The organism is Klebsiella sp. JN_Kp121 (genome assembly GCF_040062145.1).
Classification (GTDB): domain Bacteria; phylum Pseudomonadota; class Gammaproteobacteria; order Enterobacterales; family Enterobacteriaceae; genus Klebsiella; species Klebsiella aerogenes.
Window position 1 is genome coordinate 472,184 of the sequence record NZ_JBEAHX010000002.1, and the last position, 12,426, is coordinate 484,609.

10 protein-coding genes are annotated in these 12,426 nt (G+C 54.1%); 6 read left to right on the forward strand and 4 right to left on the reverse strand.

The features are described from left to right. Window positions 1–16 precede the first annotated feature (16 nt). Window positions 17–991: an AraC family transcriptional regulator gene (locus ABLU86_RS04905; protein ID WP_015366218.1), complete on the forward strand. Its 975-nt coding sequence runs from the start codon at window positions 17–19 to the stop codon at window positions 989–991. On the opposite strand, the gene cobO is transcribed toward ABLU86_RS04905, so the two are convergent. After that, window positions 963–1,553: a cob(I)yrinic acid a,c-diamide adenosyltransferase gene (gene cobO, locus ABLU86_RS04910; protein WP_015366219.1), complete on the reverse strand. Its 591-nt coding sequence runs from the start codon at window positions 1,551–1,553 to the stop codon at window positions 963–965. The two genes, ABLU86_RS04905 and cobO, sit on opposite strands and share 29 nt — an antisense overlap. Further along, entirely contained in the window at window positions 1,550–2,311 is a 762-nt protein-coding gene (locus ABLU86_RS04915; RefSeq protein WP_015366220.1) for a YciK family oxidoreductase, read from the reverse strand. Before ABLU86_RS04915 ends, cobO begins: the two co-directional genes overlap by 4 nt. 251 nt (window positions 2,312–2,562) lie before the next feature. Between ABLU86_RS04915 and sohB the strand changes: the two genes are divergently transcribed. Further along, the gene (sohB, locus tag ABLU86_RS04920) at window positions 2,563–3,609 is read left to right on the forward strand and encodes a protease SohB (RefSeq protein ID WP_032714716.1); all 1,047 of its coding nucleotides are present in this window, start codon (window positions 2,563–2,565) and stop codon (window positions 3,607–3,609) included. A gap of 81 nt (window positions 3,610–3,690) precedes the next feature. Here sohB and ABLU86_RS04925 read toward each other — a convergent pair whose 3' ends face one another. Then, window positions 3,691–3,942: a YciN family protein gene (locus tag ABLU86_RS04925; RefSeq protein ID WP_348795973.1), complete on the reverse strand. Its 252-nt coding sequence runs from the start codon at window positions 3,940–3,942 to the stop codon at window positions 3,691–3,693. A 410-nt stretch (window positions 3,943–4,352) separates the two neighbouring features. Between ABLU86_RS04925 and topA the strand changes: the two genes are divergently transcribed. The 4 genes from topA to acnA all read left to right on the forward strand — a co-directional run bounded on the left by topA (window position 4,353) and on the right by acnA (window position 11,689). Next, window positions 4,353–6,950, forward strand: a complete 2,598-nt coding sequence (gene topA / locus ABLU86_RS04930) for a type I DNA topoisomerase (RefSeq protein ID WP_015366223.1) — start codon at window positions 4,353–4,355, stop codon at window positions 6,948–6,950. Between the two features lie 311 nt (window positions 6,951–7,261). Next, the gene (gene cysB, locus ABLU86_RS04935; protein ID WP_015705738.1) at window positions 7,262–8,236 is read left to right on the forward strand and encodes an HTH-type transcriptional regulator CysB; all 975 of its coding nucleotides are present in this window, start codon (window positions 7,262–7,264) and stop codon (window positions 8,234–8,236) included. A gap of 244 nt (window positions 8,237–8,480) precedes the next feature. Further along, window positions 8,481–8,639, forward strand: coding sequence for a YmiA family putative membrane protein (locus ABLU86_RS04940; protein WP_020078578.1), 159 nt, complete (start codon window positions 8,481–8,483; stop codon window positions 8,637–8,639). Window positions 8,640–9,016: 377 nt separating this feature from the next. Beyond that, on the forward strand, window positions 9,017–11,689 hold the full coding sequence (gene acnA / locus ABLU86_RS04945; protein WP_015705737.1) for an aconitate hydratase AcnA: 2,673 nt from the start codon (window positions 9,017–9,019) through the stop codon (window positions 11,687–11,689). Window positions 11,690–11,735: 46 nt separating this feature from the next. On the opposite strand, the gene ribA is transcribed toward acnA, so the two are convergent. Further along, complete coding sequence (gene ribA, locus ABLU86_RS04950; RefSeq protein ID WP_015366227.1) at window positions 11,736–12,326, reverse strand: GTP cyclohydrolase II; 591 nt, start codon at window positions 12,324–12,326, stop codon at window positions 11,736–11,738. Window positions 12,327–12,426 lie beyond the last annotated feature (100 nt).

The window sequence follows — 12,426 nt, forward strand, 5'->3', positions numbered from 1 at the left end:
GTTCAGGAGGTACTCCGTGTTCCCGTTTTCAGTGACGCATCCCCGTCAGGTGACACAAAGCGGGCAGCCGGCGACCAATAGCGGCTACGAGCTGATCGCCTTCGACGCTGAGAAACTCAACGTCTTCGCCGCCGAGGTGCGCTACTGCGAACCTCACTGGCACCCGGCGCCGGAGCTTATCACCGTCCTGCATGGCGGTTTCACGCTGGCCGTCGGCCAGCGGGAGTGGCAATTGCGCGCGGGCGATATGTTGTATATCAACGCGGAGGAAGTGCATTCACTCAGCGCGGAGATGCCCGGTAGCCAACTGGTCACCGTGCAGTTTTCGCCAGGTCTGTTTGATGAAATGCATCCCTCTCCGCGGCTGGAGTGGTGTACCGCCGGGCGTATTGCGCAGAGCGTGGATTGGCAGGTGCGCCAGCGGTTAACGGCGCTGCTGCAACAGCTTGTCGATAACCGTACGCCATTCCAGCGTATCGCGGCGATATATTTGCTGCTTGATGCATTGGTGACGGCAGGAGAGCCTCAGGAGCGTGAGGAGAGCTCGCTACGCGAAGAGTCGATGATTAAAAAAGGTATTGATTATATTAATCTGCATTACGACCGGCCATTGACCTTGAGCGAAGTGGCAGAGCACAGCGGCATGAGCTATTCGTGGTTTTCCCGGCTGTTTAAGCGGGTGAGTCGTTACAACTTTAAAGAGTATCTGACCCTGGTGCGGCTGAATAAGGCTCGCAATCTACTGCGTGATACGCGTACGCCGATCACCGAAATCAGCCATAGCTGCGGTTTTCAGGAGCACAAATACCTGATCGCCGCTTTTAACAAATACTGCGGACTGACGCCGACCGAGTACCGCAAACGCTTTGTTTCGCGGCAAAACGTCCTCGACCAACAGCTGGCGCTCGGCGAGGACTGCGTATGCCTGCCATTAAACGGCCAACTGCTGGCGAGGCTGGCGGTTAGTAATCAATCCCCATCTGCGCTTTGACCCCGGCGTCAAAGGCGTGCTTTACCGGGCGTAGTTCGCTGACGGTGTCAGCTATCTCGATAATCTCGCGGTGGCAGCCGCGGCCGGTAATCATCACCGTTTGATGCGCTGGGCGGTTGCGCAGCGCCGTCAGCACCTCTTCCAGCGGCAGATAGTCGTAAGCCACCATGTAGGTCAGTTCATCCAGCAGTACCAGATCCAGGCTATCGTCGGCGAGCATTCGGCGCCCGTGCTGCCAGACATCGAGACAGGCGGCGGTATCGCTGTCGCGATTTTGCGTATCCCAGGTAAAGCCGGTGGCCATCACCTGGAACTCGACGCCGTGCGGCTCCAGCAAATTACGCTCACCGTTAGGCCAGGTACCTTTGATGAATTGCACCACGCCGGCTTTTTTACCGTGTCCAACCGCACGGGTGACGGTACCGAAGGCGGCGGTGGTTTTGCCTTTGCCGTTACCGGTAAATACCATGATCAGCCCGCGTTCTTGCTGGGCGGCCGCGACCCGCGCATCGACTTTGTCTTTTACCCGCTGCTGGCGCTCGCGGTAGCGTTGATCGCTCATTGGGAGATCCCTGGTTTACGCCCCGGCTGGGCATCGAAGGTCATACCGGTTTTGCGCCGGCTATCGTCGCCCATCAGCCATAAATAGACCGGCATGATATCGGCGGGGGTTTTCAGCTTTTGCGGATCTTCTGTCGGGAAGGCGCTGGCGCGCATTTTGGTACGCGTCCCGCCGGGATTAATACAATTTACCCGCAGATGACGGCTTTGGTACTCTTCGGCCAGGACCTGCATCATCCCTTCGGTAGCGAATTTAGAGGCCGCGTAGGCGCCCCAGTTGGCGCGGCCCTGGCGGCCAACGCTGGAAGAGGTAAACACCAGCGAGCCGGAATCGGACTTGAGTAATAAAGGAAGAAGCGCCTGGGTAAGCATAAACGTGCCATTAACATTCACCTGCATCACCTGCTGCCATACCTCAGGATCCTGCTGGTCCATGGGACAGACGTCGCCAAGCAGGCCGGCATTGTGCAGCACGCCGTCAAGGCGCGGGTAGTGAATCGCGATTTTCTGCGCCAGCTGCTGGCACTCCTGCGGCGTGCAGGTCAACAGGTCGAGGGTGAACCAGCGTGCCGCAATACCGCCAGCCTGTTCAATTTCTTGCGCGACGCCGCGCAGTTTTTCTTCATTGCGGCCAACCAGGACCACGCTTGCGCTGTAGCGCGCATAGGTGAGGGCGGCTTCACGGCCAATGCCGTCGCTGGCGCCGGTGACCAGAATGATACGGTCTTTAAGTAGGTGATATTGCGGTTGATAGTGCACGGCGACTCCTCTGCTGGCCTGCGTACGGCCATGTCTTATTCGGTATCTTACTTTTGCGCTTTATGCCTCAAACGATTGATGATTGCAATCAGTCAAAGGGAAACTCTTCGCAGAATTAATATCTTGCAACGATTTCATTGCGACAAAAAAAACGGGAATGCGCCTCGCAGCGCACGGAAAGCGCAGAGACTTGATGATAAAGGCTGATGTACACTGTGCGTCAACGTCAGTGCTTTACACAAGGTGAAAACGTGGAATTACTTGCTCAGTACGGCTTATTTTTAGCCAAGGCTGCGACTATCGTCGTCGCCATTGCGGTTATCGCCGCCATTATCGTTAATCTGACTCAGCGTAAGAAGCAGCGCGGCGAGCTGCGGGTAACGAATCTTAGCGAGCAATATAAGGAGATGAAAGAAGAGCTGGCGGTGGCGCTGCTGGATGGCCCGCAGCAAAAACTCTGGCATAAAGCGCAGAAGAAAAAACATAAGCAGGAAGCCAAAGAGGCCAAAGCGCGGGCAAAATTGGGTACCGCGGAACCCAGCGGCAAGGCGCGTGTCTGGGTGCTGGATTTCAAAGGCAGTATGGATGCTCACGAGGTAAGCGGCCTGCGCGAAGAAATTACGGCGGTGCTGGCTTCGGCGAAGGCGCGCGACCAGGTGGTGGTGCGTCTGGAAAGCCCTGGCGGAGTGGTTCACGGCTATGGCCTGGCGGCTTCGCAGCTGCAGCGCTTACGTGATAAACAAATCCCGCTAACGGTCGCGGTCGATAAGGTCGCTGCCAGCGGCGGCTATATGATGGCCTGCGTGGCGAACAAAATCGTCTGCGCGCCGTTTGCTATCCTTGGCTCGATTGGTGTAGTGGCGCAGATCCCCAACATCAATCGCTTCCTGAGAAACAAAGACATCGATATTGAACTCCATACCGCCGGGCAATATAAACGCACGTTAACCATGTTGGGCGAGAACACCGAGGAAGGTCGACAGAAGTTCCGCGACGATCTCAATGAAACCCATCAGCTTTTTAAAGATTTCGTCCATCAGATGCGCCCGTCGCTGGATATCGAAAAGGTGGCGACCGGCGAGCACTGGTACGGCGTGCAGGCGCTGGAAAAAGGGCTGGCGGATGCGGTACAAACCAGCGATGAACTCCTGTTGAGCATGATGGATAATCACGATGTGATTAGCGTGCGTTATCAGCAGCGTAAGAAATTGCTCGATCGCGTTACCGGGAGCGCGGCGGAAAGCGCTGACCGTCTATTGTTGCGCTGGTGGCAGCGTGGACAAAAACCGTTAATGTAATAAAAACAACGCGAGGCTGATACCTCGCGTTGTTGTTTCTGGCTGGCTTAAGCCGAGAGCCGGCCCATCAATGACTGGCGATTAATTAACCAGGTGATACTTATCTGACAACTCATGAGCGAGATACTTGAACATGTTAAATACGGCAGTGCTCTTCGCTGTCGGCAAACCTTGTTCATCAAGATAAAACTCGCCGCTGAACACCAAAACCCCGTTACGCTGAACGACGTTGGTGGCTTCAATTCCGGCTAACGTATCTTCATGATCGCGAATGAGTTGGTTGGCAATTTCAAGTAACGCCTGGCGTTCGATGGGTTGGGTTGTACCTTGCATAACGGACTCCTGTAGTTCTTCGCCGGTAGTCTACGCCGCGAGAGGGCAACGGGCAAATTTTCCATTGATTGTGCAGGGGTAATTGCAACTGGCTAAGAAACATCACTTTACTGGCGGAGTTAGCTTTTGCATGCTAATAAAGTTGCGTAACGAATTTTATCAGGTACAGTGTGACGCTTTCAGCGATCTGGCAACAGATTTGCTTGACATTCGGCCAAAAATTCTTCGTGCTATGCAACCTGGCTCGCAAAAGCCAGCAAACTCAGCTATCTGGTTTTATGGATGTGAAACTGGGCGTGCAGAGGGTTGATATCCATCGACGTGGCCGCAACATATCAGGCACGTCGCTAGTGGATGGTGAATCAATGTGCGATGTATTCCTGGATGAATTAAATTAGGTAAAGGTGAATATGGGTAAAGCTCTCGTTATCGTTGAGTCCCCGGCAAAAGCCAAAACGATCAATAAGTATCTGGGTAATGACTACGTGGTGAAATCCAGCGTCGGTCATATCCGCGATTTGCCGACCAGTGGCTCAGCTTCCAAAAAGAGCGCCGACTCTACCTCCACCAAAGGGGCTAAAAAGCCTAAAAAGGATGAACGTGGCGCTCTGGTCAACCGCATGGGCGTAGACCCATGGCACGACTGGAATGCGCATTATGAAGTACTTCCGGGTAAAGAAAAGGTAGTTTCAGAACTCAAACAGTTGGCGGAAAAAGCCGACCACATCTATCTCGCAACCGACCTTGACCGCGAAGGGGAAGCCATTGCCTGGCACCTGCGGGAAGTTATCGGTGGTGATGAGCAACGGTACAGCCGCGTGGTGTTTAACGAAATCACCAAAAACGCGATTCGTCAGGCTTTTGAGAAGCCGGGCGAGCTGAATATCGATCGTGTTAATGCCCAGCAGGCGCGTCGCTTTATGGACCGCGTGGTGGGGTATATGGTTTCTCCACTGCTGTGGAAAAAAATTGCCCGCGGTCTGTCCGCAGGACGCGTGCAGTCTGTCGCAGTCCGCCTGGTCGTTGAACGCGAGCGCGAAATTAAAGCCTTCGTTCCGGAAGAGTTCTGGGAGATCGACGCCAGTACTACCACGCCGGGCGGCGATGCATTACCGCTGCAGGTGACTCACAAGAATGACAAGCCGTTCCGTCCGGTTAACCGCGACGAAACCATGGCTGCCGTCGCGCTGCTGGAAAAAGCGCGCTATAGCGTGCTGGAGCGCGAAGATAAGCCGACCAGCAGCAAGCCGGGCGCGCCGTTTATCACCTCCACGCTGCAGCAGGCCGCCAGTACCCGTCTTGGCTTCGGCGTGAAGAAAACCATGATGATGGCCCAGCGTTTGTATGAAGCCGGCCATATTACCTACATGCGTACCGACTCAACCAACCTGAGTCAGGATGCGCTGAACATGGTTCGCGGCTATATCGGCGATAACTTCGGCAAAAAATACCTGCCTGAAAACGCGAATCAGTACGCCAGCAAAGAAAATTCGCAGGAAGCGCACGAAGCGATTCGTCCTTCTGACGTGAACGTGATGGCGGAATCGCTGAAAGACATGGAAGCCGATGCGCAGAAATTATATCAACTGATTTGGCGTCAGTTCGTCGCCTGTCAGATGACCCCGGCAAAATACGACTCAACCACCCTGACGGTACAGGCTGGCGAGTTCAAACTGAAAGCCCGCGGACGTACGCTGCGCTTTGACGGCTGGACGAAAGTAATGCCCGCGCTGCGTAAAGGCGATGAAGACCGTACGTTACCGGTGGTCAATCAGGGCGACAGCCTGAGCCTGGTGGAACTGACCCCAGCGCAGCACTTCACCAAACCGCCTGCGCGTTTCAGCGAAGCCTCGCTGGTGAAAGAGCTGGAAAAACGCGGCATTGGTCGTCCGTCCACTTATGCGTCGATCATTTCGACCATCCAGGACCGCGGCTATGTACGCGCCGAGAACCGTCGTTTTTACGCTGAAAAGATGGGTGAAATCGTCACCGACCGTCTGGAAGAGAACTTCCGCGATCTGATGAACTACGATTTTACCGCCCAGATGGAAGACCGCCTCGATCAGGTGGCTAATCATCAGGCCGAGTGGAAACAGGTACTGGATAACTTCTTTGGCGATTTCACTTCTCAGCTACAGACTGCTGAGAAGGATCCTGAAGAAGGCGGCATGCAGCCGAACCCAATGGTGCTGACCAGCATCGACTGTCCGACCTGCGGGCGTAAAATGGGCATTCGTACCGCCAGTACCGGGGTATTCCTCGGCTGCTCTGGCTACGCGCTGTCGCCGAAAGAGCGTTGCAAAACCACTATTAACCTGGTACCGGAAAACGAAGTCCTCAACGTGCTGGAAGGCGATGATGCCGAAACCAACGCGCTGCGCGCTAAACGTCGCTGTCAGAAATGCGGCACCGCGATGGACAGTTACCTTATCGATCCGAAGCGCAAACTGCATGTCTGCGGCAACAACCCGACCTGCGATGGCTATGAGATTGAAGAGGGCGAGTTCCGTATCAAAGGCTATGACGGCCCTATCGTGGAGTGTGAGAAATGCGGCTCCGAAATGCACCTGAAAATGGGGCGTTTTGGTAAGTACATGGCTTGTACCAACGACGAGTGTAAAAATACGCGTAAGATCCTGCGTAATGGCGAAGTGGCTCCGCCGAAGGAAGATCCGGTGCCTTTACCGGAACTGCCATGCGAGAAGTCCGACGCTTACTTCGTCCTGCGCGATGGCGCGGCGGGCGTTTTCCTGGCGGCAAACACCTTCCCGAAATCACGTGAAACGCGTGCGCCATTAGTGGAAGAGTTGTACCGCTTCCGCGATCGCCTGCCTGAAAAGCTGCGTTATCTGGCCGATGCGCCGCAGCAGGATCCGGAAGGCAATAAAACGCTGGTACGCTTTAGTCGTAAGACCAAGCAACAGTACGTCTCCTCCGAGAAAGAGGGCAAAGCGACCGGCTGGTCCGCTTTCTTTATCGACGGCAAATGGACTGAAGCGAAAAAGTAACCTTCTGAATGGGCCGCAATGCGGCCCATTTTCTCTTCGATTATCCACGCGCACCGCCTCGTCGCTCCCGCTTTATAACCGACTTATTATTTTTTGTTACCATCTATACACTGTAGATATAAATGATATAGTGGTTATAGCGAATCACTTTTTTATTATCAAATCGTCTTATACATCATCGGTTTCAGGACGCGTTGTGGCGCTGGTTCGGCGCGCCGCAGGGAATGTCTGGCATTTTGCCGCCAGCAGGCAGCAGTCTGAACGTAATGTGTATTAAGCGGATTCATTTTACGCGTTTACGGATATCAGCCATGAAACTACAGCAACTCCGCTACATCGTTGAGGTTGTTAACCATAACCTGAATGTCTCCTCTACCGCCGAAGGTTTGTATACTTCGCAGCCAGGCATCAGCAAGCAGGTGCGGATGCTGGAAGATGAGTTAGGGATTCAGATATTTGCCCGCAGCGGCAAGCATTTAACTCAGGTCACTCCAGCCGGGCAGGAAATTATCCGCATCGCGCGCGAAGTGCTGTCCAAAGTTGAGGCCATTAAATCCGTGGCAGGGGAGCACACCTGGCCGGATAAAGGCTCATTGTACGTCGCCACCACCCATACTCAGGCGCGTTACGCGCTGCCTGGGGTGATTAAGGGCTTTATTGAGCGTTATCCGCGGGTCTCTTTGCATATGCATCAGGGGTCGCCGACGCAGATTGCTGAAGCGGTTTCGAAGGGCAATGCCGACTTTGCCATTGCTACCGAAGCGCTGCATCTGTACGACGATTTGGTGATGCTGCCGTGTTACCACTGGAACCGCTCAATTGTGGTGACCCCGGATCACCCGCTCGCTTCTAAAGGCTCGGTGACCATTGAAGAGCTGGCGCAGTACCCGCTGGTGACTTATACCTTCGGCTTCACCGGACGTTCCGAACTGGATACCGCGTTTAATCGCGCCGGGCTAACTCCGCGTATCGTCTTCACCGCGACTGATGCCGATGTTATCAAAACCTATGTGCGTTTAGGGCTTGGTGTTGGGGTCATTGCCAGCATGGCGGTCGATCCAGTGTCCGATCCGGACCTGGTAAAACTTGATGCCAATGGTATTTTCAGCCACAGCACCACCAAGATAGGCTTCCGCCGAAGCACCTTCCTCAGAAGTTATATGTATGATTTTATTCAGCGTTTTGCGCCACATTTGACGCGGGATGTGGTAGACACAGCCGTGGCGCTACGTTCGAATGAGGATATTGAGGCGATGTTCAAAGATATTAAACTGCCGGAAAAATAATCGTATTGCTAAATGGCATTTCCTCCGGGGAGTGCCATTTTCTATTATGGACCTTATCAGAACTTATAAACCTCGTTGTAATCACATTTCTGCGTATTTCACTTCATTATTTTTTCATTATACCCGCTGCGATCAAAATAACGGCTAAAAGCCTTTTACCTGTTCCTGAATTAGCTGGATCTATTTTATATATCTTATTAAGATTTATCTGTACCTGATGATTTTAGCAATTGGTGGTGATGAAATGATAAACAATATCGATTATACAAAGCTCGCGATGGCATACCAAAGTGACAAAGCGGAAATCGATCCAACGCTGCGCAGTCAGGTCTGGGGCTCACTACTGGTGGGACTTAGCGCTTTCTGGTGCATCGTTGCATTATTCATCTGGATTATTAGCTAAAGCAGTTTATCAGAGAAAGTTATATTTCACTTTTGTGACAAAAGGAGGTTGGTAAAATTAGCACCCGGAATTGTGAAACACTGTGGAAGAAATTATTTTCCGACTTATCAGCTTTAAATGTTAATCCATCCTGAGCTAATCACGACAAGCCGTGATTAGCTCTTTTTCGATCACACTTGTTTAGCTGTTTGGAACTTACTTAACCTCATCAAATATCTCCTCGTTGTAATATCGCTATCATCAAATTTTCTGAATTGTACGGTTTTGTCAATTTTAGCAATTTGAGTTGTTATCAAAGTGTTATGTCAGGTTTGTGTTATCTTTAATAAAGACCCTGAGGAGTTCAGGGCATGCATCCCTGTGATAAAGGAGGAGCTATGTCGTCAACATTACGAGCAGCCAGTAAGGATACGCTACAGGTCAAAGACAAAACCTACCATTACTACAGCCTGGCGCTGGCCGCTAAACAACTGGGCGATCTCACTCGACTGCCCAAATCTCTCAAAGTTCTGCTTGAAAACCTCCTGCGCTGGCAGGACGGCGATTCGGTCACCGAACAGGACATTCAGGCGCTGGCCGGCTGGCTGGCGACAGCGCATGCTGACCGCGAAATCGCTTATCGCCCGGCACGCGTGCTGATGCAGGATTTCACCGGCGTACCGGCGGTGGTCGATTTAGCTGCCATGCGCGAAGCGGTAAAACGTCTGGGCGGCGATACGGCGAAAGTGAATCCGCTCTCGCCGGTTGACCTGGTGATTGACCACTCGGTGACGGTGGACCGTTTTGGTAATGAAAACGCTTTTGAAGACAACGTGCGTCTTGAAATGGAGCGGAACCACGAGCGTTATGCTTTCCTGCGCTGGGGACAGCAGGCCTTTAGCCGCTTTAGCGTTGTGCCGCCGGGTACCGGGATCTGCCACCAGGTGAACCTTGAATATCTCGGCCGTGCCGTCTGGAGCGAACTGCAGAATGGCGAATGGGTGGCGTACCCGGATACGCTGGTGGGTACCGATTCGCACACCACCATGATCAACGGCCTTGGCGTATTAGGGTGGGGCGTCGGTGGGATTGAAGCGGAGGCCGCGATGCTTGGCCAGCCGGTATCCATGCTCATTCCCGATGTCGTTGGTTTCAAGCTGACCGGTAAACTGCGTGAAGGGATCACCGCGACCGACCTGGTGCTGACAGTGACCCAGATGCTGCGCAAACACGGTGTGGTAGGCAAGTTCGTCGAATTCTATGGCGATGGTCTCGACTCGTTACCGCTGGCCGACCGGGCGACCATTGCGAATATGTCGCCGGAATATGGCGCGACCTGCGGATTCTTCCCGATCGATGCAGTGACCCTCAGCTATATGCGCCTGAGCGGGCGCAGCGAAGAGCAGGTGGCGTTGGTTGAAGCTTATGCCAAAGCGCAGGGTATGTGGCGGCAGACGGGCGATGAGCCGGTCTTTACCAGCACCCTGGCGCTGGATATGGGCACGGTTGAGGCCAGCCTCGCCGGGCCGAAACGGCCGCAGGATCGCGTCGCGTTGGGCGATGTGCCGAAAGCGTTTGCCGCCAGTAACGAACTGGAAGTGAATCAAACGCAAAAATCGCGCCAGCCGGTTGATTATACGCTCAATGGGCAACGCTATTCGCTGCCGGAAGGCGCGGTGGCGATTGCGGCAATCACCTCATGTACCAATACCTCCAACCCGAGCGTGCTGATGGCCGCCGGCCTGCTGGCGAAGAACGCCGTTGAGCGCGGCCTGAAACCGCAGCCGTGGGTGAAAGCCTCGCTGGCGCCGGGTTCGAAAGTGGTTTCTGATTATCTGGCGCATGCCGGGTTGACGCCTTATCTTGATGAGTTGGGCTTTAACCTCGTAGGGTACGGTTGCACAACCTGTATCGGTAACTCCGGGCCGCTGCCGGAACCTATCGAAGAGGCAATCAAAAAAGGTGACCTGACCGTCGGCGCAGTGCTCTCCGGCAACCGTAACTTCGAAGGTCGTATCCATCCGCTGGTGAAAACCAACTGGCTGGCGTCGCCACCGCTGGTCGTGGCTTATGCGCTGGCTGGCAATATGAACATTGACCTGACCCGTGAACCGCTCGGCGTCGGTAAAGACGGTAAGCCGGTGTTCCTGAAGGATATCTGGCCGAGCGGCGAGGAGATTGCTCGCGCGGTGCAGCAGGTTTCCACCGACATGTTCCGTAAAGAGTATGCCGAAGTCTTCGAAGGCACCGAGGAGTGGAAAGCGATTCAGGTTGAGCGTTCCGATACCTATCGCTGGCAGGATGACTCTACCTATATTCGCCTGTCGCCGTTCTTTGATGAGATGGAGGTTGAGCCGAAACCGGTAGAAGATATTCACGGCGCCCGGATCCTGGCGATGTTAGGCGATTCAGTGACCACCGACCATATCTCTCCGGCAGGAAGCATCAAGGCAGATAGCCCGGCAGGACGCTATTTGCAGGAGCACGGCGTGGCGCGCGGTGATTTCAACTCTTATGGGTCGCGACGCGGTAACCATGAAGTCATGATGCGCGGCACCTTTGCGAATATCCGTATCCGCAACGAAATGGTGCCGGGCGTGGAAGGGGGGATGACGCGTCATTTGCCGGACACGCAGCCTATCGCCATCTACGATGCGGCTATGCTGTACAAAGCTGAAGGTACCCCTCTGGCGGTGATCGCCGGTAAAGAGTATGGCTCAGGCTCCAGCCGCGACTGGGCGGCAAAAGGGCCGCGTCTGTTGGGCGTGCGGGTGGTCATTGCCGAGTCCTTCGAGCGTATTCACCGCTCCAACCTCATTGGCATGGGGATATTACCGCTGGAGTTCCCGCAGGGCGTGACGCGTAAAACGCTACAGCTGACCGGCGAAGAGCGGATCGATATCAGTAACCTGCAGGCGCTGCATCCTGCGGCAACGGTTCCAGTCACGATTACCCGCGCCGATGGACAGCAGGAGGTCATTCAGTGTCGCTGTCGTATCGATACTGCGACAGAACTGACTTACTATCAGAACGACGGCATTCTGCATTATGTGATTCGTAATATGCTGTAAAAGAAAGGGCCAGCGAATGCTGGCCCTGATTCATTCTGGAGCTGATTTATTTATTCAGCAGATGCCCCATCTTGGCAGCTTTGGTATCGAGATAGTGTTCGTTTTTCGGGTTACGCCCGACGATGAGCGGCACGCGCTCGACGATATTGATCCCCGCCTCGGTCAGAATTTCGACTTTCTTCGGGTTGTTGGTCAACAGGCGAACCTGCTCTACGCCAAGTAGTTTGAACATGTCGGCGCATAGCGTAAAGTCGCGCTCATCGGCGGCAAAGCCGAGCTGGTGGTTGGCTTCGACGGTATCGTAGCCTTGATCCTGTAGCGCGTAAGCGCGAATTTTATTTAGCAAACCGATATTTCGGCCTTCCTGACGGTGATAGAGCAGGATCCCGCGTCCCTCTTCAGCGATGTGCGACAGCGCCGCTTCCAGCTGAAAACCGCAATCACAACGCAGACTAAAAAGGGCATCGCCCGTCAGACATTCTGAGTGTACGCGAGCCAGTACCGGGGCTTGCCCCGAAATATCGCCATACACCAGCGCGACATGATCCTGCCCGGTTGCCAGTTCTTCAAAGCCCACCATCAGGAAATCGCCCCAGGGGGTTGGCAGTTTGGCTTCTGCCACACGTTTAAGCTGCATGTGATTCTCCAGATTCTGACAGCACCTGAATGTGCTTTCTGTTTACTACTATTTTGCCACAACGCCGCGACGTTCTCCTAATTACCAACGACCGCCTGCG